The sequence below is a fragment of the Rhizobium sp. BK196 genome (assembly GCF_014193255.1).
In the GTDB taxonomy this organism is placed as follows: Bacteria; Pseudomonadota; Alphaproteobacteria; order Rhizobiales; family Rhizobiaceae; genus Rhizobium.
Genome location: NZ_JACHZB010000007.1, coordinates 112,283 through 134,293, shown reverse-complemented (window position 1 = coordinate 134,293; position 22,011 = coordinate 112,283). Strand labels below are relative to the sequence as shown.

24 protein-coding genes are annotated in these 22,011 nt (G+C 59.6%); 15 read left to right on the top strand and 9 right to left on the bottom strand.

The annotated features are described in order from the left end of the window. Window positions 1–17: 17 nt before the first annotated feature. Together FHT78_RS21880 and FHT78_RS21875 are read right to left on the bottom strand one after the other, a co-directional pair. Window positions 18–1,040 carry a LacI family DNA-binding transcriptional regulator gene (locus tag FHT78_RS21880; RefSeq protein WP_183748585.1) on the bottom strand — a complete coding sequence of 341 codons (1,023 nt, stop codon included), beginning with the start codon at window positions 1,038–1,040 and terminating at the stop codon, window positions 18–20. Window positions 1,041–1,154: 114 nt separating this feature from the next. Continuing rightward, entirely contained in the window at window positions 1,155–1,664 is a 510-nt protein-coding gene (locus FHT78_RS21875) for a MarR family transcriptional regulator (protein ID WP_183748584.1), read from the bottom strand. 83 nt (window positions 1,665–1,747) lie between these two features. Here FHT78_RS21875 and FHT78_RS21870 point away from each other — a divergent pair, with 83 nt between their 5' ends. The 6 genes from FHT78_RS21870 (at window position 1,748) to FHT78_RS21845 (ending at window position 7,163) form a co-directional block, all read left to right on the top strand. After that, the gene (locus FHT78_RS21870; protein ID WP_183748582.1) at window positions 1,748–2,536 is read left to right on the top strand and encodes a creatininase family protein; all 789 of its coding nucleotides are present in this window, start codon (window positions 1,748–1,750) and stop codon (window positions 2,534–2,536) included. A gap of 147 nt (window positions 2,537–2,683) precedes the next feature. Then, window positions 2,684–3,769, top strand: coding sequence for a GTP-binding protein (locus FHT78_RS21865; RefSeq protein ID WP_183748580.1), 1,086 nt, complete (start codon window positions 2,684–2,686; stop codon window positions 3,767–3,769). Next, window positions 3,769–4,761, top strand: coding sequence for a WD40 repeat domain-containing protein (locus tag FHT78_RS21860; RefSeq protein ID WP_183748579.1), 993 nt, complete (start codon window positions 3,769–3,771; stop codon window positions 4,759–4,761). The genes FHT78_RS21865 and FHT78_RS21860 overlap by 1 nt, the downstream gene beginning before the upstream one ends. 55 nt (window positions 4,762–4,816) lie before the next feature. Then, a complete protein-coding gene (locus tag FHT78_RS21855; protein ID WP_183748861.1) occupies window positions 4,817–5,248 on the top strand; it encodes a GNAT family N-acetyltransferase in 432 nt (143 codons plus the stop codon). Window positions 5,249–5,289: 41 nt separating this feature from the next. Then, the gene (gene cysE / locus FHT78_RS21850; protein ID WP_183748577.1) at window positions 5,290–6,099 is read left to right on the top strand and encodes a serine O-acetyltransferase; all 810 of its coding nucleotides are present in this window, start codon (window positions 5,290–5,292) and stop codon (window positions 6,097–6,099) included. 98 nt (window positions 6,100–6,197) lie between these two features. Beyond that, window positions 6,198–7,163 carry an NAD-dependent epimerase/dehydratase family protein gene (locus FHT78_RS21845; protein WP_183748575.1) on the top strand — a complete coding sequence of 322 codons (966 nt, stop codon included), beginning with the start codon at window positions 6,198–6,200 and terminating at the stop codon, window positions 7,161–7,163. A 62-nt stretch (window positions 7,164–7,225) separates the two neighbouring features. On the opposite strand, the gene FHT78_RS21840 is transcribed toward FHT78_RS21845, so the two are convergent. Together FHT78_RS21840 and odc2 are read right to left on the bottom strand one after the other, a co-directional pair. After that, window positions 7,226–7,816 (bottom strand): N-acetyltransferase, encoded by a 591-nt coding sequence (locus FHT78_RS21840; RefSeq protein WP_183748574.1) that lies wholly within the window; start codon window positions 7,814–7,816, stop codon window positions 7,226–7,228. Between the two features lie 96 nt (window positions 7,817–7,912). Further along, entirely contained in the window at window positions 7,913–9,046 is a 1,134-nt protein-coding gene (odc2, locus tag FHT78_RS21835) for an ornithine/lysine decarboxylase (protein WP_113296001.1), read from the bottom strand. Window positions 9,047–9,573: 527 nt separating this feature from the next. Between odc2 and FHT78_RS21830 the strand changes: the two genes are divergently transcribed. From FHT78_RS21830 to FHT78_RS21820, 3 genes are all read left to right on the top strand, one after another. Next, window positions 9,574–10,467, top strand: a complete 894-nt coding sequence (locus FHT78_RS21830; RefSeq protein WP_183748572.1) for a LysR family transcriptional regulator — start codon at window positions 9,574–9,576, stop codon at window positions 10,465–10,467. Between the two features lie 96 nt (window positions 10,468–10,563). Continuing rightward, window positions 10,564–11,205 (top strand): DUF1007 family protein, encoded by a 642-nt coding sequence (locus FHT78_RS21825; protein WP_183748570.1) that lies wholly within the window; start codon window positions 10,564–10,566, stop codon window positions 11,203–11,205. Further along, window positions 11,199–12,269: a nickel/cobalt transporter gene (locus FHT78_RS21820; protein WP_183748568.1), complete on the top strand. Its 1,071-nt coding sequence runs from the start codon at window positions 11,199–11,201 to the stop codon at window positions 12,267–12,269. The genes FHT78_RS21825 and FHT78_RS21820 overlap by 7 nt, the downstream gene beginning before the upstream one ends. Before the next feature lie 2 nt (window positions 12,270–12,271). On the opposite strand, the gene FHT78_RS21815 is transcribed toward FHT78_RS21820, so the two are convergent. From FHT78_RS21815 to FHT78_RS21805, 3 genes are all read right to left on the bottom strand, one after another. After that, window positions 12,272–12,478: a hypothetical protein gene (locus FHT78_RS21815; RefSeq protein ID WP_183748566.1), complete on the bottom strand. Its 207-nt coding sequence runs from the start codon at window positions 12,476–12,478 to the stop codon at window positions 12,272–12,274. 103 nt (window positions 12,479–12,581) lie between these two features. After that, complete coding sequence (locus tag FHT78_RS21810; RefSeq protein ID WP_183748564.1) at window positions 12,582–13,301, bottom strand: tellurite resistance TerB family protein; 720 nt, start codon at window positions 13,299–13,301, stop codon at window positions 12,582–12,584. Window positions 13,302–13,426: 125 nt separating this feature from the next. After that, on the bottom strand, window positions 13,427–14,065 hold the full coding sequence (locus tag FHT78_RS21805; protein ID WP_183748562.1) for a 2-dehydro-3-deoxy-phosphogluconate aldolase: 639 nt from the start codon (window positions 14,063–14,065) through the stop codon (window positions 13,427–13,429). Between the two features lie 152 nt (window positions 14,066–14,217). Between FHT78_RS21805 and FHT78_RS21800 the strand changes: the two genes are divergently transcribed. The 4 genes from FHT78_RS21800 (at window position 14,218) to FHT78_RS21785 (ending at window position 17,147) form a co-directional block, all read left to right on the top strand. Then, window positions 14,218–14,706, top strand: a complete 489-nt coding sequence (locus FHT78_RS21800; protein WP_183748560.1) for a CYTH domain-containing protein — start codon at window positions 14,218–14,220, stop codon at window positions 14,704–14,706. Further along, the gene (locus FHT78_RS21795) at window positions 14,684–15,592 is read left to right on the top strand and encodes a CHAD domain-containing protein (protein ID WP_183748558.1); all 909 of its coding nucleotides are present in this window, start codon (window positions 14,684–14,686) and stop codon (window positions 15,590–15,592) included. Before FHT78_RS21800 ends, FHT78_RS21795 begins: the two co-directional genes overlap by 23 nt. Window positions 15,593–15,668: 76 nt before the next feature. Next, a complete protein-coding gene (locus tag FHT78_RS21790; protein WP_183748556.1) occupies window positions 15,669–16,145 on the top strand; it encodes a VOC family protein in 477 nt (158 codons plus the stop codon). A 72-nt stretch (window positions 16,146–16,217) separates the two neighbouring features. After that, entirely contained in the window at window positions 16,218–17,147 is a 930-nt protein-coding gene (locus tag FHT78_RS21785) for a rhodanese-related sulfurtransferase (protein WP_183748554.1), read from the top strand. Between the two features lie 8 nt (window positions 17,148–17,155). Here the strand turns inward: FHT78_RS21785 and FHT78_RS21780 are convergent, their stop codons facing one another. Then, window positions 17,156–19,345 carry an EAL domain-containing protein gene (locus FHT78_RS21780; RefSeq protein WP_183748552.1) on the bottom strand — a complete coding sequence of 730 codons (2,190 nt, stop codon included), beginning with the start codon at window positions 19,343–19,345 and terminating at the stop codon, window positions 17,156–17,158. A gap of 195 nt (window positions 19,346–19,540) precedes the next feature. Between FHT78_RS21780 and FHT78_RS21775 the strand changes: the two genes are divergently transcribed. Together FHT78_RS21775 and FHT78_RS21770 are read left to right on the top strand one after the other, a co-directional pair. Then, window positions 19,541–20,011, top strand: a complete 471-nt coding sequence (locus FHT78_RS21775) for a MarR family transcriptional regulator (RefSeq protein ID WP_183748550.1) — start codon at window positions 19,541–19,543, stop codon at window positions 20,009–20,011. After that, window positions 20,008–20,472, top strand: a complete 465-nt coding sequence (locus FHT78_RS21770) for a hypothetical protein (RefSeq protein WP_183748548.1) — start codon at window positions 20,008–20,010, stop codon at window positions 20,470–20,472. Before FHT78_RS21775 ends, FHT78_RS21770 begins: the two co-directional genes overlap by 4 nt. A gap of 39 nt (window positions 20,473–20,511) precedes the next feature. Here the strand turns inward: FHT78_RS21770 and FHT78_RS21765 are convergent, their stop codons facing one another. Continuing rightward, a complete protein-coding gene (locus FHT78_RS21765; RefSeq protein WP_183748546.1) occupies window positions 20,512–21,885 on the bottom strand; it encodes a GH1 family beta-glucosidase in 1,374 nt (457 codons plus the stop codon). Window positions 21,886–22,011 lie beyond the last annotated feature (126 nt).

Genomic DNA, 22,011 nt, shown 5'->3' with positions numbered 1-22,011 from the left:
CCTCTTGGCTTCGGCGGTCAGATACGCGGCCGATAGGGACTGGTGGACTGGCGGATCCGCATTTCCGGCTTGATGAGATGGATGCCATCAGGCTCATGGCTGCCGGCTAACCGATCAAGTAGGGCGCGGGCCGCAAGACGTCCAACCTCCGTCTGCCCGTTCCAGACGGTCGTCAGCGCCGGCGTGGCGATCGAAGCCTCTTCCAGATCGTCATAGCCGGTGACCGAAATATCGCCGCCGGGCACGAGGCCGGCACGCGCTATGCCGTTCATGAGACCGATAGCGACCAGGTCGTTCCAGCAGACGGCAGCCGTCGGCTTCTGCGGCAGGGACAGGAAATGCACGGCAGCTTCGAACCCGCCTTGCTTGGAGCGAGGACCAGGAATGCGCAGATTCGGATCGACCTCGATGCCGGCCTTGCGCAGTGCGTTGACGTAGCCCTGATAACGGTCGCGCCCGGTCGACGTCTGGTCCGTACCACCGATCATCGCGATCGTCCGGTGGCCGAGGCCGATCAGGTGGTTGGTGGCGAGCGAAATGCCGTAGCTGTCGTCGCCGCGATAGGTCGGCACATCCTGGCTGTCCATCGAGCGGGCGACAAGGATTGCCGGCATGCCGTTTTCTTCGGCAAGTTGAATATCTTCCGGCGGCGTGCCGATGGCCGGCGACATGATCACCCCGTCCCCGCCGAGCTGCAGCAGGGTTTCAATGAAGGTGCGCTGCTTTTCGACGGAATCGTAATGGTTGGAAAGAATGAAAGTATGGCGGCTGCGATCGAGTTCGCTTTCGATCGCCTTCAGGATTTCCCCGTAGAACGGGTTCATGATGTCATGCACGACCACGCCAATAATGCCGGAGCGCGAGGTGCGCAGGCTGGCAGCGCGGCGATTGTAAATGTAGCCAAGCGTGCGGGCCTGTTCCTTGATCTTTTCGCGGGTATTGCCTGCAACAAGGGGGCTGTCGCGTAAGGCGAGAGAAACAGTCGCCGTTGATATGCCGAGCGTTTCGGCGATCGTCGAAAGCTTGATCTTCTGAGCCACGTCTCCTCCTCCAGGCAACGCGTGAAGCTGGTCGAGGCTGCCGCAACGCGACAGCCTTAAAAAATTTAATTAAAAGATTTAAGCGGCGCAGGCAATTCGCCTTTGAGGAAATTTTCAATCTTCCTCATCTTCATCCGCATGCATGGCTTCGGCCTGCAGATTGGCATCGACCGCCTTGAGCAGGCGTACGAGATTACGGATCTCTTTTTCGGAAAAATCGAGCGTTGCGAGCTTATCGCAGGAGGAGGCGGCAAGCTCGATCGCCTTCACGCTGCCGCGCCCGAGTTCGGTGAGATAAACTTTGGTGAGGCGGGCATCCTCGGCATCAGGCTTGCGCTCCAGGAATCCCTGCGCCTCCATGCGGCCGATGGTCCGGGTCATCGTAGGCGCCTTGACACCGAGCTTCTGGGCGAGCCCACCAGCCGTCATGCCATCGCTTTCGGCAAGAGAAAGAATGACTCCGTCTTGGCCTGCATAGAGCCCGCTTTCCAGCAAATTGCGTGACAGGACCGTACGCATGGAGCGGGCAGCCTGCGTCAGAGCCGGCGAAAGATCGACAAGCGTATACTCGGTCTGGTCCTTCTTTTTCTTGCGCTTCTTGCCGTCCTTATGCTTCTTGCCCATTGCCATCCCTTTGATCTTTAAGCACTGCCCAGGCTGCGTTATGACATTGCCCATCATTTCGTCATAAACAAGAGGCAAGGCCGATGTTGGTTCCGTCGTTCCGTTTCGAGGACAATGATCCCGCACTTGCGCCGGAGACACGCCGCCATTGGATAGCGGTCCTGCCACTCGGCGCCCATGAGCAGCACGGTCCGCATCTACCCTTCGAAACCGACGCATTGATCGCGCAGGGCATCGTCAACAGGCTCAAAACCGCCCTGCCGGCCGGTTTGCCTGTCACCGTACTCCCTGTCGAATCGGTCGGCTACTCCTTAGAGCATATGGATGTTGAAGGAACGAAGACGCTCTCCTTTGATGCAGCCGTAAAGCGCTGGCTCGATACCGCTGAAAACCTCTCGAAGCTCGGTATCAGCAAACTCGTGATGCTGAATGCCCATGGCGGCAACTCGCCGCTGATGACAGTTGTCGCAACGGAAGCGCGCGTGCGCTTCAACATGCTGGCTGTTGCCACCAGCTGGACCCGCTTCGGCGTGCCTGATGGTGTGATCTCACCTGATGAAAAGGCGATCGACATTCACGGCGGCGATATCGAAACGTCGGTCATGCTCGCCCTCTATCCGGAGAAGGTGGATATGGCGAAGGCAACCAACTTCCCTTCCCGGCAGACAGAATTCGTCCAGCGCTTCAAGCACCTGCGCGCCTATGGCCCGCATGCCTTCGGCTGGAAGATGTCGGATCTCAATCCACAGGGCGCGGCCGGCAATGCCGCGAAGGCGACTGCAGCAAAGGGCGAGGCGCTGATTACCCATGCTGTGAACGGATTGGTGGAGCTGCTGCAGGATATCGATGCCTTCGACGCAAAAACGCTGTGATAAAGACGCGGCTTTGCAGACAGAGCAATGTGATCTTATAACATACAAAACCCTTTGAACTGCCGCTTCCAAGCGCCTATATGAAACCGACCCATTGAGGCCCCGAACTTTGCTCTCGGGGTCAAGACCCTATTCCTAGAGGTTCTCATGACCGACGCGATCCAGACACAGCAGAAGCCCATCCCCGTCACCGTGCTCACCGGTTACCTCGGTGCCGGCAAGACGACGCTGCTCAACCGCATTCTTTCTGAAAACCATGGCAAGAAATATGCAGTCATCGTCAACGAGTTCGGCGAAATCGGCATCGACAACGACCTGATCGTCGAATCCGACGAAGAAATCTACGAAATGAACAATGGCTGTGTGTGCTGTACGGTCCGCGGCGATTTGATCCGTGTCGTCGAGGGCCTGATGCGTCGCCCCGGCCGCTTCGATGGCATCATCGTCGAAACCACCGGCCTTGCCGATCCGGTTCCGGTTGCCCAGACCTTCTTCATGGATGACGATGTTCGCGCCAAAACCGAGCTCGACGCCGTCGTTGCCCTCGTCGATGCCAAGCATCTGCCGCTGCGCCTGAAGGACAGCCGTGAAGCCGAAGACCAGATCGCCTTCGCCGACGTCGTCATCATCAACAAGACCGATCTCGTCACGCCGGAAGAACTGACTCAGATCGAGGATATCGTGCGTGCCATCAACCCGGCCGCCCGTGTCTACAAGACGAGCCGCTCCGGCGTCGATCTCGCCCGCGTCCTGGACCAGGGCGCCTTCAACCTCGAGCGCGCACTGGAAAACGATCCGCACTTCCTCGAGCACGGCCATGACGATCATGTCTGCGGCCCGGATTGCGATCACCATGATCATGATCATGACCATCATCATCACGATCATGACCACGACCATCATCACCATGGCCAGATGTCGGCCATCCACGACGTGACGGTGCAGTCCGTTTCGCTGCGTGGCGGCGAGATGAACCCCGAGCGTTTCTTCCCCTGGATCCAGAAGATCACCCAGACGCAGGGTCCGAACATCCTTCGTCTGAAGGGCATCATCGCTTTTAAGGACGACGCCGAGCGTTATGTCGTCCAGGGCGTACACATGATCATCGAAGGCGACCATCAGCGTCCCTGGAAGGATGGTGAAAAGCACGAGACCCGTCTCGTCTTCATCGGCCGCGATCTCGATCGCGCAAAGCTCGAAGAATCCTTCAAGGCCTGCGAGGCGGCCGCCTGATGCCAACAGTTGCACCGCTTGATCTCGACGGCCACGTTCTGGCCGTCGAATTTTTAGGTGATGTCCCCTTTTTCGCGAATGCCAGTGGTACCTTTCACCGGCTCGAAGGAACTGACAAGGTCATCGAGGCCCATCAAGGCATGTTGGCGGCGATCCGCGATCCCTACAGCGAAAGCCTTATTTCAGGCGGTGAGGATGGCAAGGTGTTGCGCATTAGCGCTGACGGCAGCGTCAGCGAGATCGCGTCCGCGCCGCGCAAGTGGATCTCACAGGTCGCGGCCGGCCCCCAGGGCGCCGTGGCCTATGCCTACGGGAAGAGCACACTTGTACGTCTGGCCGACGGCACGACCAAGGAATTCCCCGAGGAGCGCACAGTCGAAGGCCTCGCCTTCGCTCCGAAGGGTCTGCGTATTGCCGCAGCCCGCTACAACGGCGTCTCGCTGCACTGGGTCGGCATGAGCGCGAAGCCTGTCGATCTCGAATGGAAGGGCGCACATACCGGCGTAACCTTCTCGCCCGACGGCAATTTCCTCGTCACGTCCATGCAGGAAAATGCGCTGCACGGCTGGAAGCTCGACGTCAAGTCGGGCGCCGAAGCCCGCCATATGCGCATGACAGGCTATCCTGCCAAGGTGAAGTCACTCTCCTGGTCTTCCAAGGGCAAGTGGCTCGCCTCCTCCGGAGCGCCGGCCGCTATCGTCTGGCCTTTCCAGGGCAAGGACGGCCCGATGGGCAAGGCGCCGCTGGAGCTCGGCACGCGCGCCAACATCATGGCAACCGCTGTGAAATTCCATCCGGCCGAGGATATCCTCGCGATCGGCTTCATCGACGGCATGATCCTCGCCGTCCGTCTCGCCGACAGCAAGGAAGCTCTCCTGCGCCGTCCCGGCAAGGGTGCGATTACCAGCATGAGTTGGAGCAAGAACGGCAAGCTGCTCGCCTTCGCCTCTGAAGCCGGCGATTGCGGTGTGGTGGATATCGCGGCGGACTGATTTCTTGGCTCTCGAAGTGGCGCCACTGGATTGCGGGGATGCGTATCAAGCGGCGATGGTGCGGCGTAACGCGCTATGGCGAGCATTGCCGCATCTTCGCGATAGGCATACAGTCGAGGAAGACGAAGCCTACTGGCGAACACATCTTCTGGCGGAGTGCGTGGTTCTAGGCGCTTTCCTTGACGGCAGGCTTGCTGGCGTTATTGCCTACGGGAATGGCTGGATCGAGCAGCTCTATGTTCTGCCTGATGTCCAGGGCGCGGGGATTGGCACAAGGCTTCTCTCCTTGGCAATGAACGACATGGACGACATCCGCGTCTGGACCTTTCAGCAAAATCGCCGCGCTCGCGCCTTCTACAAATCACGCGGCTTCTCACCCGTCGAAGAAACCGATGGCAGCGGCAACGAGGAAAATGAGCCCGACGTGCTCTACCATTGGCGTCGCCTGCCGGAACCGGTGTATAGTGCCGATGCATGCCGCCGTTGACATTTTGGCTGCGCACAGATTGCAAGAACAGGGATCCGCGAATGAAAGCTTCGAATAATGCCGCCAGGGAGCTGGGCGCCTTCGCATCCGTCTGGTCGGCAATCCGTGCCGAAGCGGCGGATCTCGCGGCGCGCGAGCCTACGCTGCGGACTTTGCTCGAAATGCAGATCATCGTCGCAGATAGCGATGCTGAGATCATTGCGCGGGTAATCTCTGCACGCCTCGCAGTGGCGAAGGTCGATCCCGAAGACCTCTTCCGGCTGTTTCATGACATATTGCTGGAGCATGCCGATATAAGCGCCGCCATTGAAGCCGATCTTCTGGCCGTGCGCGAGCGCGATCCTGCCTGCACCACCTATCTGCATGCACTGCTGAACCTCAAAGGTTTCCATGCGCTGCAGACACACCGCATTGCCCACGCGCTCTGGACCGACGGTCGTCTCGAGATTGCCAGCTGGGTTTCCAACCTCGCCTCGCTGGTCTTCGGCCCGGATATCCATCCGGCTGCAAGGATTGGTTCCTCAATCATGCTCGACCACGGCTCGGGCATCGTGATTGGCGAAACAGCCGTCATCGAAGATGAAGTCTCCATCCTGCAGAACGTTACGCTCGGCGGCACGGGCAAGGAAACTGGAGACCGCCACCCGAAAATCCGCCATGGCGTGATGATCGGCGCCGGTGCAAAGATCCTCGGCAATATCGAGATCGGTGCTTTCAGCAAGATCGCGGCCGGCAGTGTCGTGCTGAAGCCGGTCCCGGCCCATTGCACGGTTGCCGGTGTTCCGGCTGCCGTCGTGCGTATTCATCGCAATGATGAAATCCCCGCCGAAACCATGGATCAGAATATCTGAGGGAAGGCGGACTGCTCAAACGGCCTGACTTGCAGTTCCGTGTAGCGGCACGACATAATGCGCAGCACAAGCTCAAAGGCGCATTGGGAGGAGACCGCATGGCTCGCGTCATCGTCATCGGAGCAACAGGACATGTCGGCACCTACCTCGTACCCCGCCTCGTCGAGGCCGGCCATGAGGTGGTGGCGATCAGTCGCGGGGCGGCCACGCCCTACAAGGCGAATGATGCATGGAGCCATGTCGATATCAGGCGCATGGATCGCGTAGCGCTGGAGGCAGAAGGCCGCTTCGGCTATGAGATTCGTGCGCTGGAAGGCGAAATCGTCATTGACATGATCTGCTTCAGGCCTGACAGCAACGAACAGCTCGTGACAGCTCTCGAAGGCCGTGTCGACCATTTTCTTCATACTGGCACGATCTGGACGCACGGTTTTTCCACCGTCGTGCCGACGCCCGAGGAGGCGCCGAAAAGGCCTTTCGGCGACTACGGCGTGAACAAAGCTGCGATTGAAGCCTATCTGCTCAGGATGGCGCGGGAGAAGAATTTTCCTGTAACCCTCGTCCATCCCGGCCATATCGTCGGCCCCGGCTGGAACCCGCTGAACCCAGCCGGTCATTTCAACTCCGATGTCTTCACCACGCTAGCGCGCGGCGAAACGCTTGCCCTGCCGAATTTCGGCATGGAAACGGTGCATCACGTCCATGCCGACGATATCGCTGAGTTGTTCATGGCGGCCATCGCAAAGCCTGAGGCGGCGATCGGCGAGGCTTTCCATGCAGTGTCGGAAAAGGCAATCACGCTGAGGGGCTATGCCGAAGCGATGGCCGCCTGGTTCGGCAAGGAAGCGAAGCTGGAATTCCTTCCCTACGAAGCCTGGGCGGAAAGACAGCCCCCGGAGGAGGCGCAAGCCACCTGGGAACATATCGCCCGCAGTCCCAACTGTTCGATGGAAAAAGCCCGCCGGCTGCTCGGATTCACGCCGCGGCACAGCTCGTTGCAAGCCGTGCAGGAAGCCGTCCGCTGGCTGATCGACAATGGGCGAGTCGAGGCAAAGGCTCCCTAGCCACCAGCGATGGCCCTTAAACAAAAAAAGCCCCTCCCGGAGAAAGGGAGGGGCTTTGCCGGTCAGGCCGCCTTCCGGACCGGCGCGCCGGCCAGCATGCGTCCCGAGGGGACGATCATGCCGGCCGCACCGCCAAGCCAGCCCTCGACGAGCTCCAGCGCTAGAAAGCGCGAGCGTTCGAACGGACCGGGCATGACGAGGTGACGAGCCTTCTCGGCGAAAAAGCCAAAACGCTCGTAATAATCCGCATCGCCGACGAGCAGGATCGCTCCGTGGCCGCGGTTCTTTGCTTCGAGGATCGCCGCACGCATCAGCGCCGAGCCGATGCCTTTTCCACCATGCCTGCCGTCGACGGCAAGCGGGCCGAGCAGCAGGGCGTCAAGCGGCGTGCCCTCGTTGTTGATACCGGCTTCGACGTTCCACAAGCGCACCGTGCCGATAACACGACCGTCACGGTCACGCGCGACCAGCGCCAGGCCTTCGGCCGGTACACGGTTGCGGCGGATCATTTCCGAAGACTTCTTGCGGCGATCCGGACCCATGACGCGATCGAGCAGGGTTTCGCGCGCGACGACGTCGGAGGGATTCTCCATGTCGATGGTGAAAGTAACAGGCGCAAAGAAAGCGCGGACAGAATCAAGAACAGCGGCCATCTTGGCCTCCCGTACCCAATACCGTTATCAGCGGTGATGACTGGAAATTGTGAAATTGCCGCCCCGGCTGGCTACGGGGCAGGCAGGAACAAGACCTTAGATGACGTAGGCCTTCAGCGGGTCGAAACCGTTGAAGGCGACTGCCGAATAGGTCGTCGTGTAGGCGCCGGTGCCTTCGATCAAGACCTCGTCGCCGATCGTCAGCGTGATCGGCAGCGGATAGAGGTTTTTCTCGTACAGCACGTCGGCTGAATCGCAGGTCGGACCGGCGATCACGCAGGGCTCCATCTCGTCTCCGTCGCGCTCGGTGCGGATCGGATAGCGGATGGCCTCGTCCATGGTTTCGGCGAGGCCGCCGAACTTGCCGATGTCGAGGAAGACCCAGCGGGCATCGTCATTGTCCGACTTCTTGGAAATCAGCACGACTTCAGCCTTGATGACACCTGCATTGCCGACCATGCCGCGGCCCGGCTCGATGATCGTCTGCGGGATCTGGTTGCCGAAATGCGTACGCAGCGCCTGGTAGATCGACTTGCCGTAAGCTTCTGCCGACGGAACATCGCGCAGGTACTTCGTTGGGAAGCCGCCGCCCATGTTGACCATCTGCAGGTGGATGCCCTGCTTGGCAAGCTGGACGAAGACGCGCTTGGCATCGGCAAGAGCCGAATCCCAGGCATCGACCTTGGTCATCTGCGAACCGACATGGAACGAGACGCCGTAGGACTGCAGGCCGAGCTGATGAGCGTAGACGAGAACGTCGACAGCCATCTGCGGAACGCAGCCGAATTTGCGCGACAGCGGCCATTCAGCGCCTTCGCCATCGGTCAGGACGCGGCAGAAAACGCGCGCACCCGGAGCGGCACGGGAAATTTTCTCGACTTCCTCGTGGCTGTCGACGGCAAAGAGGCTGACGCCGAGCGCATGCGCACGGGCAACGTCGCGTTCCTTCTTGATCGTGTTGCCATAGGAAATACGGGCTGCGGTCGCACCGGCTTCGAGCGCCATTTCGATTTCAGCGACAGACGCGCAATCGAAGTTGGAGCCGAGACCTGCGAGCAGCTTCAGGACTTCCGGGGCCGGGTTGGCCTTGACGGCATAGTAGATGGCGCTGTCAGGCATGGCGTGACGGAATGCATGGAAATTGTCACTGATGACGTCGAGGTCAACCACGAGGCAGGGACCGTCGGGACGTCGGGTTGCGAGAAAGTCGCGGATGCGCTGGGTGGTCATATCGATTCCCTCTTCCAATTCCAGAGCTCCGGGGTCAACCGGAGGACAAAGGGCATGCAAGAACCGCTCAGGAACCAGCCGGTGGAGACCCCGGATCCTTGACAGCGCTTGATGCGCGGATAGTGAACCAACGCCGCGGATGCGGTATAGGTTCGGCTTTGTCTGCCATGGATTGGAGGGAATATCCCTGCCGCACTTCCGGCAATGAAGGTGTGCCTCTTCAGTAACCCCCGCTGATGGAAAGCAGGGAGAGAACAAAAAGGCCCGCACCGTCGTTGCTTCAGGCGTCCTCGCATTTTCCGGTTGGCCGAAATAGCGACTGGAGGGGTTAATTCCAGGTACCTTACCGATTTCCTCACCAATTCGAGGGTTCGGCGGACACCCATGGGCACGTGCGACTTTGGGCTGAGTGGGAAATAAGAATATTCGCTGACATAATCAAGAGGATTTTTGATGACCGCTCAAAAAAATAAATTGAACGCGACGGCGGGATTTGTTCAACATTCCGAAACAGATAAGGAATGGTTATGGACACGCTGACCCGCATACGCGCCTTCATAGATGTGGTCGAAGCAGAAGGCTTTTCCGCCGCCGCGCGGCGCACGGGACGCTCCAAGGCGCTGCTCTCCAAATATGTGCGCGAACTGGAGGACGAACTCGGCGCGCTGCTGCTCAACCGAACCACCCGGCAATTCTCTATGACCGAGGCCGGCCACACCTATTATCGCACCGCATCGGATATCTTGAAGGAGATCGACAACCTTGCGGACCTTGTACGCGAGAACAATGCCCAACTGAAAGGCCGCTTGAAGGTCTCCGTGCCGCGCACCTTCGTCGACGCCGATGTTGGTCAGTCGCTGATCGATTTCGCCAAAGAGAACCCCAATCTGCAGTTGGAGATCGCCGCCGATGACCGTTTCGTCGATCTGATTGAGGAAGGCTTCGACGTCGCGGTCCGCGTGACCAAGCTCGAAGATTCCGGTATGATCGCCCGCAAGATTTCGGATTTCCGCGTCCATATCTGCGCCACACCGGAATTCCTGGAGCGGTACCCCAATATTGAGCATCCGGCCGATATCTCCAATGTGCCCTTCATCGTCGATACCAATTCCCGCAGCCAGACAAGCATCCGCTTCTACAACCCCGACAACACCTCCTTTGCGGTCGCCGTGTCCGGACCGATGGAAGTCAACAGCCCGCACGCGACGCTGCGCGCTGCGCTGTCTGGGATCGGCATTGCGCTGATTCCTGACTTCATCGCTCGCAAACCGATCGAGGATGGCAGGTTGGTGACGTTGTTCAACGACTATATTCCGACCGACCGCGGCATCTATGCTGTCTACCCGCACCGCCGCTATCTGCCGGCAAAGGTCAGGATCTTCGTGGATTACCTCCACAACTGGTTCAAGAAGCATCCCTGATAGAGGGATAGCGCGCCCAAGCGTCGCAGGACCGGTCCCAATTCCGTCCCATTTTCTGGTGAGAAATCACCCAACCGAACAGGGCAACGGGTAAGCATGAAAAGATCGACACTTTTGACGGTTGGGCTTCTTTCACTGGCCCCCGCCACCGCCTTCGCCCATCCGCATATCTTCGTGGAGGCACGGCTGGAAATCGTCGCAGCACCTGACGGCAGCATTCAGGAGCTGCGCAATGTCTGGCGTTTCGACGAGGTCTTCTCCTCTTCGGTCGTCATGGATTTCGACAAGAACACCGATCTGAAACTGGAGCCGAACGAACTCGCCGAGGTCGGCAAGACGGTCCGGGATTCGCTCGCTGACTACGATTATTATATGAACCTGACGATCGACGGTAAGAACATCACCGTTCAGAAGCCCGACATCATCCATGTCGACTACAAGGAAGGTCAGCTTCTGATGTTTTTTGCGGTCAAGCCGGTCGAAAAGATGCCGCTGAAAGGAAAGCTGTCCTTCGGCGTCTATGATCCGACGCTCTACACCTCGATCGACTTTCCGACCGACAACGAACTCGCGACAGTCGGCGACGGTTTCAAGGCTTGCAAGCGCGCCGTCGTGCGCCCGGATGCGGACCAGGTGATTTCGGAAAACAAGCAGTCGCTGACCGATGCTTTCTTCAACGATCCGACTGGTACCAATATGTCGAAACTCTTTGCCACACGGCTGGAGGTCACATGCTGACAAAACGCCTGCCGCTCGCCCTGCTCGCGTTCGCTGTCATGGTCGTGACTGCCCATGCGCAATCGCCGCTCGGTATCGGCACGGCGGAACCGAGCTTCCAGCCGACGGGTGGGCCGCTCGCGTCTCTGTTTCTCTACGTGAACTACGAGCAGCAGGCCTTTTATCGTGCGCTGACCGGCGCGCTGAAAGCCATGCGCGAAGACCCTTGGCGGCTGTCCTCGCTCATCGGCCTCTCCTTCGCCTATGGCATCTTTCATGCCGCTGGCCCCGGCCACGGCAAGGCGGTCATCTCATCCTACATGATCGCCAACGAGGTCGAGCTTCGGCGTGGCGTCGTGATCTCCTTCATCTCAGCCTTCGTCCAGGGCGTCATGGCTGTCGTACTTGTCGGCGGCGCGTGGCTAGTGCTGCGTGGCACCGGTATCACCCTGACCATGGCAACACAGGCGATGGAAATCACAAGCTTCGTGATGGTCATCCTCTTCGGTGGCTGGCTACTCTTCCGCAAGCTGCGCTCGATGGCCGGCAGGCTGCCACGCCGTCAGCTCATGGCAACGCCCGCCGGACCCGTCAGCATGATGCTGGACTGGAAGGATAATGCCGCACACCGCCAAAACCCTAATTTCAGCTTCAACGGCAAGGCGCAGGCCGTCGAGCGTGACCATACCTATATACCAGGCATGGTCTGCGAGACCTGCGGCAATTCACACTTGCCAGATCCCGCGCTGGTCAGCGGCGACAAGTTCAGCGTCCGCGAGGCGTGGTCGGCGGTAATCGCCGTGGGCTTACGGCCCTGCTCCGGCGCACTGCTGGTCATGACCTTCTCGCTGCTGAACGGGCTTTATCTCGGCGGCATGCTCTCGGTCGTCGCCATGTCGCTCGGCACCGCGATCACCGTGGCAATCCTCGCTACACTTGCCGTCACCGCCAAGAGCACGGCAGTTCGTCTCTCCGGCCGCGGCTCGTCAGCCTCCGTCTGGATCGGCAATGCGATCGAGATCCTGGGAGCAATTCTCGTGATCCTGATGGGCGTGTTGCTGCTCGGAGCCTCCCTGCAGGGATAGCCTCACGGCTTTCTGCTGCGCTGGTAGCGCGCCCGTAGCCAGAATATGCCGAAGAAACACATCAGCAGGCAGACGCCGACGATGACCGCCAATGCCGGCGAAAAGCTGCCGATCCACAGCACGATGGTCGGCAGGAAGTAGATCACCAGCCCGGCGCAAAGCAGAATGATAGCGGCGGCGATCGCCTGCGAACGGCTTTCCGGGCTCATGAATAGCTCACTCCTCTTTTCCGGGAGTGGATAGGCCAGCCGCCCCGCAAAGGCAACCGGCCCTGATGTCACTGGACCCGCAGATTGCTGCGAGTTCTCAAGATCACTGCGAGAGAGTGACCTTGGCAGAGGAAACCGTCGCTTCGATGTGATCGACCAGCTGATCGGGCAGGCCGAGCCGGCCCGCAAGCAGATCGAGATAGCCGCGTTCGGCCCGTGAATCCGGCTCTATCGTCAGGCGCGAGGCGGTGTAGAGTTCGACTTTCTGCTCCTCCGTCACCGCCGCCGCGACAAGCGCATCGATATCGGTCGGCTCCGAAAGCTCACGTTCGATGAAGCTCGCCGCCTCGCCACTGACGTCAGCGGCCTTGACCTTGTCCATGATGAGGGCGCGTTCCGCGTCGTCGATATGACCGTCAGCCTTGGCGGCAGCGATCATGGCTCGGATAAGCACAAGCACGAATTCATTGCTGGTCGCAGGTGAAGCCGACCCAAAGCCGGATTCGGCAGGCGGCGGCAGGAGGACGGGATTGTTCGCCGTTGGCGCATCGGAGGGCGCTGCGGGTGCTTGCCCAGCCTGATAGTTCTTCCAGGCTTGGTAACCGAGGCCCGCAATGGCCGCGAGACCGCCGATGGTAATGGCATTACCTGCGATGCTGCGGCCGGTCTTGGTACCGAGAAGCACGGCGGCAAGCGCGCCGGTCTTCAGGGGATTGTCCTTGGCCACTTGAATCGCATCGCCTGCCCGGTCGCGCACGCTGCCGCCCACGCCCGGCACCTGCGAGCCCAGAAACTGATCGAGTAGTTTCTTCGCGTCGAACATGTCCTCGTCTTCTCCCTGTTTAAGGCTGAAGGGGAACATAGGGTTGCGACTGTCGAAATACAAACGAGGGCGGCGCGACTACCTTGGTCATTCATTGGGCTGCGAAGCCGGCAAGCGTCGAAGACTCAGCTCTTTAGCGCGAAAGCTTCGGAGGCGAGCTTGGTGATACCTGCCCAGTCACCCGCAGCAACCAACTCCTTCGGCGCGACCCACGAACCGCCGACGCAGATGACGTTCGGCAGTGCCAGATAGTCGTTGGCATTCTTCAGCGAGATGCCGCCTGTCGGGCAAAAGAAGGTACCTGCGAGCGGCGAAGAAAGTGCCTTGAGATAGGCCGCACCGCCAGCCTGCTCGGCCGGGAAGAATTTCAGCACCTGATAGCCTTCTTCGCGGAGTGCCATGACCTCGCTTGCGGTCGCCGCACCTGGCAGAAGCGGCACGGGAGAATCGGCTGCGGCATCGAGAAGCTCCTGCGTCGTGCCGGGGCTGACGATGAACTTGGAGCCTGCCTGTACGGCTGCCTCCCAGTGTGCGGCGTTGAGGATCGTGCCAGCGCCGACTTCCGCGCCTTCCACTTCAGCGGCGACCGCGCGCACCGCATCGAGAGCGGCCGGCGTGCGCATGGTGATCTCGATGGCTCTCAGACCGCCGGCAACGAGCGCTCTCGCGAGCAGGACGGCCGATTTCGCGTCCTCAACGATCAGGACTGGAACAACGGGCTGGAGTTTCAGGATGGAAAGGAGTCTTTCTGTCTTCTCGCCCATGGCCACGGTTCCCTTAAACGATTGAAATCGGCTTTCGAATAGCGCCCTCACGGAGGCTTGTCGAGATAAAACCAGCCCCTACGACAAGACGGGTATTAAATCACTGGAAATTGGGGTAGCGTGCCACCGATCGTCACAAAAGGTTCATTTGCATGGCGAAAGAGATCGAACGGAAGTTCCTCGTGCGCGGTGAAGCATGGCGCTCTGCCGCAGAGTCCAAATCGGTCCTGAAACAAGGCTATATCGCCTCGATGGAAGACCGCTCCGTGCGGGTTCGCATCCTTGACGAGAAGACCGCGCGGTTGACGATGAAAATCGGCCGCGGCACCCTCACCCGCGATGAATTCGAGTATGAGATCCCCGTCTCCGACGCCGAGGAGCTTTTGGAAAACGCTATCGGTGTCATCATCGAAAAGACGCGCTACCGCGTCCCCTATGAAGGTTTCGTCTGGGAGGTCGATGTCTTTGCCGGCGCCCATCGCGGCCTCGTCATCGCCGAAGTCGAGATGCGGGCCGAAACTGATAATCCTCCGCTTCCCACCTGGCTCGGCCGCGAGGTCACCGGCGATTTCCGCTATTCCAATCAGGCACTTGCCACAGAATTCGAGCACGATAGGCATGGGCTATCGCATACGGCCTGAGGCCGACTTTACCGATGAGTTCCGAAGCGCGGCCGAGGAGCAACTTTTGCGCGCCATTTCCGTTCTGGAGGAGCGGCCCGAAGGCGCCCATGAGGCGATCCACGCTTTCCGCAAGAATATGAAGCGGCTGCGTTCGCTCTATCGCCTCGTGTCCCGCGAAGTACCGGATTTTCAGAAGCGAGAGAACGGGCGGCTTAGGGACGCGGCAAAGTCGCTCTCGGCCATTCGCGATGCCGCAGCAATCGTCGGTACCGGCCGCTACCTGAAGGAGAACGCTCGTAACGCGGAAGAGGCAGAGGCGCTCAGCCGCATTGTTTCCATTCTGGAAGCGCGTCGCGACTGGATGGCGGAAGCCGAAAGCGGCCTCGAGCAACGGCTGCACGATACCGCCGGCACGCTGCGGGAAGCAATTGCAGCGCTCGACGATGTCGGCTTCGACAAAAGCCACCGCAAGAATGCCCGTATGCTTGCAAAAAGCTGGCGCAGGACGGCATCGCGCGCCAGGAAAGCGCTCGATGCCTGCCACGAAAACCCAGCTGCCGGCGATTTTCATGAGCTGCGCAAGCGCACCTACGATTATCGCCTCTATCACGCGCTTCTGCGCGATGTCTGGCCGAGCGCCATGAAGGTCAAGCGCGACTTCGCCAAGGATCTTGTCGAACGTCTCGGCCATATCAACGATCTCGCCGTGCTTTCAGGCCTGGTGGAGGCAGAACCGCAGCTCTTCACCCGCAGCGACGACCTCGCCCATCTGCTGGATGCTATCATCTTCCGCCAGCAGGAGGATCGGCGCGAAGCATTGCGCAGAGCCGAAACGCTCTATGGCGATAATCCTGACGATGAGGCGCAGCGTCTGGAACTGCTCTGGGTGTCCATCCGCAATTGACGTATTTGACCTATTGACCTGAACTTTGCTTGAGGTCCTAGCCTCGGCCCTGGTCAATGAACCGATCGAGGAAAATATGTCTGCAGCCAATGCCACGACGCCCCTGATTCAGGGCATCTATGAAACCCATCTCACCGTCGCTGATCTGAAGACCTCCATACCTTTCTACCGCGATATTCTCGGCCTGGAACTCGCCGCCGAATTTCCCGAACGCCGCATTGCCTTCTTCTGGGTGAACGGCAAGGAGAACGCCATGCTCGGCCTCTGGGAAATCGGCACCGGCCCCTTGAAGATGCGTCTGCACATGGCTTTCCGCATGTCGCAGAAAGAAATAATGCACGCGCCGGCGCTGCTGATCCATAAGGGCCTGAAGCTGCACGGCTTTCACGGCGAGCCGATCACCGAACCGATCGTCATCGGCTGGGTGCCTGCGCTCTCGCTCTATTTCAACGACCCCGACGGGCATTCGATCGAATTCCTGAGCGTGCTCGACGAAGAGCCGGATGCCGCTTTCGGCATGCGGTCCCACGCGGAATGGAAAGCGCGTCGGTAAGGCGAGTTCATACGGCGCCTGACTTGCGTAATGTCATTGCGCAGGCCCAGCATATTCTGTATTTCCACGCGCATGACCGACAATGCGATCCAGACAAGCCCGTACCTCGTGGCAGCACTTTACCATTTCGTTTCGCTACCGCGTTACGAAAGCTTACAGCAGCCCTTGCAAGCGCTCTGCGAAGAGAATGGCGTAAAGGGTACGCTGCTCCTCGCCCATGAAGGTATCAACGGCACGATTGCAGGGCCGGATGCCGGCATCTGGAGCGTGCTCGCCTTCCTGCGGACCCAGCCGGAATTCGCGGCGCTGGAACATAAGGAAAGCCGCGCATCCAAGATGCCGTTCCTGCGCATGAAGGTGAAGCTTAAGAAAGAAATCGTCACCATGGGCGTCGAGAATATCGACCCCAACAAGGTGGTCGGAACGTATGTCGATCCTGTTGATTGGAATGCGTTGATCTCTGATCCGGATACGATCGTCATCGACACCCGCAACGACTACGAGACGGCAATCGGCATCTTCCGCGGCGCGGTTGACCCCAAGACCAAGACCTTCCGCGAGTTCCCGGACTGGGTGCGCAACAATCCTGGCCTGCACAACAAGCCGAAGATCGCCATGTACTGCACCGGCGGCATCCGCTGCGAGAAGGCGACAGCATTCATGAAGGAACAGGGCTTCGATGAGGTCTATCACCTCAGAGGTGGCATCCTGAAATATCTTGAGGAAGTACCGCGGGAAGAAAGCCTGTGGGACGGCGCCTGCTTCGTTTTCGACGAACGCGTTTCCGTCGAGCATGGCCTGAAGGAGGGCGAGCACAAGCTCTGCCACGCCTGCCGCAATCCGATCACGGCAGAAGAAGTCACCTCGCCCTATTACGAAGAAGGCGTTTCCTGCAGCAATTGCTACCATACGCGCAGCGAAGAAGATCGCCTGCGCTATCGTCAGCGCCAGCACCAGATCGCGCTCGCCAAGCAGCGCGGCCAGAAGCACATAGGTACATAAGGCGACGTCTAGCCGACGATCCGGCGCAGGACCCGGGCTTCGCGGCGCTCCTGCAATCGGTCATTGATGTGGTCAGCAGTCATCGGTTTGCCAAAGAAATAGCCCTGCAGGCTGTCGCAGCCAAAGAGGCGAAGCGCGACCGCCTGCTCTTCGGTCTCGATGCCCTCCGCAGTGACAGGGATATCCAACGCACGGGCAAGTGCGACCGTCGCCTGCAGCATTTCCCGCTGCCGGCTGTCGCCGATAATGTCGGTCACGAGCGAGCGGTCGATCTTGATGCGATCGAAGCCGAACTGCCGCAGGTAGCCAATCGAAGAAAAGCCGGAGCCGAAGTCGTCGAGCGCCACCTTGACGCCGAGCGACTTCAGTCGCTCGATCGATAGGCGCGTGCGCTGCGGATTCTGGATCATATAGCCTTCGGTGATTTCCAGCGTGACGCGGCTCGCCTCGATCTCCGTCTGCTTCAGCACGTAGCGAACATAATCGGTGAAGGCCGGATTGCGGAACTGGCCCGGTGACACATTGACCGAGATCTTCAGCTCCGGCCATTGCTTTGCCGTTTCGCATGCCTTGCGCAACACGAAAAGGCCGAGGGATTCGATGAGCCCGCTGGTCTCGGCGATCGGAATGAAAACCTCGGGCGAAACCGGACCGTGGCCCGGCCGGTTCCAGCGCACCAGCGCTTCCACACCATTCATCTCATGCGTCGCGGCATCGACGAGCGGCTGATAGGCAAGCGTGAGATCGCCGCTTTCGATCGCCATGCGCAGATCGAGCTCCAGCGCGTTGCGCTGCGCGCGATCGGTATCCATGGCCGGATCGTAAAGTGTCATGCGGGCGCGGCCGGCCTCCTTCGCCTTGTACATGGCAAGATCGGCGCGGCGTACCAGCTCCTCCCGGGCGATCGAACCGAGCGATGACATGGCAATGCCGATGCTGGCGCCGACCACGACGATACGGCGGCCGACTTCGAGCGGTTCGGCAAGGAAATCGAGGATCTGCTCCGCAAGCTGCAACGCGGCCGCATTCTCCGCATCCGAAAGGAAAGCGATTGCAAACTCATCACCACCGATGCGCGCGAGCACCGCGTCCTCGGGGATCAGCACGTCCAGTCCTGCCGCAACAGCGCGGATCAATTGGTCGCCGGTGCCGTGCCCGTAGCTGTCGTTGACTTCCTTGAAGCCGTCGAGATCGAGATAGAGGAGCAGCACGTTCCGCTTCGTCTGCCGGGCTTCCGCAACGAAGCGGTCGACGGCAAGCCCTAGGCCGTCGCGGTTGGAAAGACCGCTCAGGCGATCTCGAAGTGCTTCTTTACGCGCGCTGTTTTCCTCGGCCTTCAGCCGCCGGCCGGTCATCCAACCGATTATGAGGAGGACGACGAAGAACAGGCCGACAAGACCAAGCGCCTGGATGACCATGGGCCTCACCTGCGCGTAACCAACATCGCCGGGCGAACGCGACACCCAGACTAGCTTGCCGAGAACCGCTCGAGCAGGGTCTGCAATTTCCACCGAATAGGCCGCGGCAAAATCCGCAGGCACCAGTCGTAACCCGTTCAGGACGTAAGTCGCGCCGAGAGCGGAGATCTTGTCCTCGTCGAGATGCCGGGCGAAAACCAGATAGCGATGCTGACCGTCGGGCATATCAAGCTCACCCGACTTCTCTCGCACAAGTGCGATACCGACAGCGGCAATGCCCCTGGCAGTCTTGATGAAACCGGTGGCCTGCGGCTTCTCGCCGGCATCAGGTGCGCGAACCTTGTCCAGAAGCCGCCAAAGCGAGGGGGAGAAGAAATCGTTCACCGGCATCTGCATTGGCAAACCGTCCTGATAGGCCATGACGGTTTTCTTCTGGTCATCAATGACGATAGCCATGTCGAAGAGAGGGCTGTTGAGGGACATCTCGCCGTAATTGCTGATTGTCCACGCCATGCCCTCCGGTGCGTAGACATTGGCAGCGGCATCATCCCAGGCGGCATAATCGTCAAGCGTCGCGGCAAGCTGATCTTCGAAGGTCTTAAGTGCGCCGACGGTGGTTTCGCGCGAACGCTCGTCGTCGAGCACATTGGCATTTTCGGAGACGCGTTCCAGCGCCGTCAAAACCATGATGGTGACAACAGCAACAATGACCGCGAAGGAAAAAAGCACGCCAGTAACCGTGGTATGGCGGCCTAAACCCGATCCATTGTTTTTTGACATCAAGACTGCCGGCAACTCACACAACTCCCAGTTCCAGAAATCTTCGCAGTCAAGGGTCAAGAAACGCTTAAAATCATGAGAACAATCGAGAATCCGGCTCGGGATTTACCCGAATGCCGCATGTTTTCGCAGATTGACAACTAGTTTCCAATAATGGTAACTAGTTTCCATAATACCTGTGGAGAACGGCACATCTTGAAGCGGACGATCGAAGCAGACCTGCTGACGGACATCATGCTAATGATCTTCCGCATCAACGGACGACTGTTGGACGGTGGCGACCGGCTCGGCGCACCGCTGAACCTCACGAGCGCCCGCTGGCAGGTGCTCGGAGCGATCTCGCTGTCTTCCGGTCATGTCGCGGTTCCCGCCATTGCGGAGATGATGGGCATGACCCGTCAGGGAGCCCAAAAGCAGGTAAACAAGCTGGAGGAAGACGGCTTCGTCGAAAGGCGGCCCAACCCGCGCCATCAGCGCTCGCCCTTCTATGTGCTGACGCCGCAGGGCGCTGAGAGTTACGCGAGGATATCAGCGCTTCATACCGGCTGGGCCAATGCGCTGGCCAGCGGACTAAACGCACCGGAATTACAGGCGGCACTCGATCTTCTGGGCAGGTTCGACCAACGGCTGGCGCTGGACGCCACGGAAAGCGAGGAACGGAAATGAAAACCTTCGTTCATGTCTGCGCGCGCACAATTGCCATGATCCTGATTGCCGGTTTTCTGACCGCAACGCTGACTTCCGAGCTTCTTCTGGATGCGACCGCAATTCTTGCCGTCAAGAAAGCAATCCTTGTCGGTCTCTGTCTGTTGATCCCAGCGCTCGCGATCACTGGCGCCAACGGCTTTTCGCTCGCCCGTGGTCGCCATTCGCCGGCTATCGACAAGAAGCGCTGGCGGATGAAGATCATTGCCGCAAACGGGCTGCTGGTCCTCTTGCCCCTGGCAATCCTGCTCTACCGTCGCGCGGATGAAGGTCTGCTTGACGGTGTTTTCTACGCCATACAGACTCTTGAACTGCTGGCCGGCCTCACTCAGTTGACGCTGCTTGCCCTCAATTTCCGCGACGGGCGGAAACTGACGAGAGGAAAACGTCTCGCAGCGGCAAAAACGTCGAACGCAATCTGAACCGGCAGGGCATCAATGCCCTGCCGAAAATGCCTGGCCTCAGACGGCCTTGTGGTTGCCCTTCGGGAACTGGCTGGCGAGCTCCCGATACCACCTGCCACTCTTCTTGACCGTACGAACCTGCGTTCCATAATCGACATGAACGAGGCCGAAACGCATGCGATAACCTTCCGCCCATTCGAAATTGTCCATCAGGCTCCAGGCAAAGTAACCGCGTATCGGATATCCGTCCTTGATCAGGTCTGCGACGACATTGAGATGGTCGCTGACATAGTCCAGGCGCATCACGTCATCGACCTCGCCGTTGACGACATCGGTATTGTCGCAGGCGCCATTCTCGGTGATGTAGCATTCCGGAAGGTCGTAGCGGCGGTAGAGATCCTCGACGAGCAGCTTAAGGCCCGGCGAATAGACTTCCCAGCCGATATCGGTCTTCACGTCGCTGGCCGGAGGTGCTTCCACCGTCCAGGGTAAATCGCCCTTGCGGCTGGCATCGTCTGTAACGCGCTCCGGCTTGTAATAATTGAGACCCCACCAATCGAGCTTCTGGCTGATGATCTTGAGATCGCCGTCCTCGATAACGGGCATGCGGTCGCCGAGCGCCTCGACGAATTCCTTCGGGTACTCGCCCTTGAAAACCGGATCGAAGAAGGCGCCGTTGTGGAATTGATGGGCACGTTCGCCGGCGGCAAGATCGGCAGCACTATCGGAGCCCGGGATGATCGAGGAAGCGTTGAGTACCAGACCAACAGGCACATTTGGCGCTTCCGAACGGATCGCTTCGACACCGAGACCATGCGCCAGGTTCATGTAATGCATGGCGTGCAGGGCTGCCTGCATGTTGCGCTCGCCCGGCGCATGAATGCCATAGAGGTGGCTGAGCCACACGATGCACCACGGCTCGTTGAAAGTGGCGACGCTGTCGAGACGGTCGCCGAGTCGGCTCATGACCGTCTTGGCATAGCGCTGATAGGCATAGGCTGTCGAACGCGCCGTCCAGCCGCCGTCGCCGGCAAGGAGCAGCGGCAGATCCCAGTGATAGAGCGTCGCGAAGGTCTTGATGCCGCGCGCCTTGCAGCCGTCGACGAGCCGGTCGTAGAAATCGAGGCCTTTCTCATTCACCGGACCCGTGCCGTCGGGGATGATGCGCGGCCAGGCGATCGAGAATCGATAGGCATCGACGCCCATATCCTTGATAAGATCGAGGTCCTGCTCCAGCCGGTTGTAGTGGTCGCAGGCAACATCGCCGTTATCGCGGTTATGGACGCGGCCGGGCATGTTGCAGAAGGCATCCCAGATGGACGGCTTGCGGCCATCGGCCTTGCTGGCGCCTTCGATCTGGAAGGCCGCGGTGGCAACACCAAACGTGAAATCGCCGGGAAAGCGGTCGGCAAGCGTTTTCGGATCGATCATCTGTATATCCCATTTCTCAGGTTGTGGACTGACCGTTTACGCGGGGTTTAGCCAAGCCTGCCGGCAAAGTACAGGCCGGCAGAAGGAAAAACTGCAACGTTGCAGGAAGAATGACCAAACAGCCGC

Excerpts from the sequence above, each read along its gene's own strand:
- FHT78_RS21875 (WP_183748584.1), bottom strand. The coding sequence starts at position 1,664 with ATGGGCAAGAAGCATAAGGACGGCAAGAAGCGCAAGAAAAAGAAGGAC.
- FHT78_RS21870 (WP_183748582.1), top strand. The coding sequence starts at position 1,748 with ATGTTGGTTCCGTCGTTCCGTTTCGAGGACAATGATCCCGCACTTGCG.
- FHT78_RS21865 (WP_183748580.1), top strand. The coding sequence starts at position 2,684 with ATGACCGACGCGATCCAGACACAGCAGAAGCCCATCCCCGTCACCGTG.
- FHT78_RS21860 (WP_183748579.1), top strand. The coding sequence starts at position 3,769 with ATGCCAACAGTTGCACCGCTTGATCTCGACGGCCACGTTCTGGCCGTC.
- FHT78_RS21855 (WP_183748861.1), top strand. The coding sequence starts at position 4,817 with ATGGTGCGGCGTAACGCGCTATGGCGAGCATTGCCGCATCTTCGCGAT.
- cysE (WP_183748577.1), top strand. The coding sequence starts at position 5,290 with ATGAAAGCTTCGAATAATGCCGCCAGGGAGCTGGGCGCCTTCGCATCC.
- FHT78_RS21845 (WP_183748575.1), top strand. The coding sequence starts at position 6,198 with ATGGCTCGCGTCATCGTCATCGGAGCAACAGGACATGTCGGCACCTAC.
- FHT78_RS21840 (WP_183748574.1), bottom strand. The coding sequence starts at position 7,816 with ATGGCCGCTGTTCTTGATTCTGTCCGCGCTTTCTTTGCGCCTGTTACT.
- odc2 (WP_113296001.1), bottom strand. The coding sequence starts at position 9,046 with ATGACCACCCAGCGCATCCGCGACTTTCTCGCAACCCGACGTCCCGAC.
- FHT78_RS21830 (WP_183748572.1), top strand. The coding sequence starts at position 9,574 with ATGGACACGCTGACCCGCATACGCGCCTTCATAGATGTGGTCGAAGCA.
- FHT78_RS21825 (WP_183748570.1), top strand. The coding sequence starts at position 10,564 with ATGAAAAGATCGACACTTTTGACGGTTGGGCTTCTTTCACTGGCCCCC.
- FHT78_RS21820 (WP_183748568.1), top strand. The coding sequence starts at position 11,199 with ATGCTGACAAAACGCCTGCCGCTCGCCCTGCTCGCGTTCGCTGTCATG.
- FHT78_RS21815 (WP_183748566.1), bottom strand. The coding sequence starts at position 12,478 with ATGAGCCCGGAAAGCCGTTCGCAGGCGATCGCCGCCGCTATCATTCTG.
- FHT78_RS21810 (WP_183748564.1), bottom strand. The coding sequence starts at position 13,301 with ATGTTCGACGCGAAGAAACTACTCGATCAGTTTCTGGGCTCGCAGGTG.
- FHT78_RS21805 (WP_183748562.1), bottom strand. The coding sequence starts at position 14,065 with ATGGGCGAGAAGACAGAAAGACTCCTTTCCATCCTGAAACTCCAGCCC.
- FHT78_RS21800 (WP_183748560.1), top strand. The coding sequence starts at position 14,218 with ATGGCGAAAGAGATCGAACGGAAGTTCCTCGTGCGCGGTGAAGCATGG.
- FHT78_RS21795 (WP_183748558.1), top strand. The coding sequence starts at position 14,684 with ATGGGCTATCGCATACGGCCTGAGGCCGACTTTACCGATGAGTTCCGA.
- FHT78_RS21790 (WP_183748556.1), top strand. The coding sequence starts at position 15,669 with ATGTCTGCAGCCAATGCCACGACGCCCCTGATTCAGGGCATCTATGAA.
- FHT78_RS21785 (WP_183748554.1), top strand. The coding sequence starts at position 16,218 with ATGACCGACAATGCGATCCAGACAAGCCCGTACCTCGTGGCAGCACTT.
- FHT78_RS21780 (WP_183748552.1), bottom strand. The coding sequence starts at position 19,345 with ATGTCAAAAAACAATGGATCGGGTTTAGGCCGCCATACCACGGTTACT.
- FHT78_RS21770 (WP_183748548.1), top strand. The coding sequence starts at position 20,008 with ATGAAAACCTTCGTTCATGTCTGCGCGCGCACAATTGCCATGATCCTG.
- FHT78_RS21765 (WP_183748546.1), bottom strand. The coding sequence starts at position 21,885 with ATGATCGATCCGAAAACGCTTGCCGACCGCTTTCCCGGCGATTTCACG.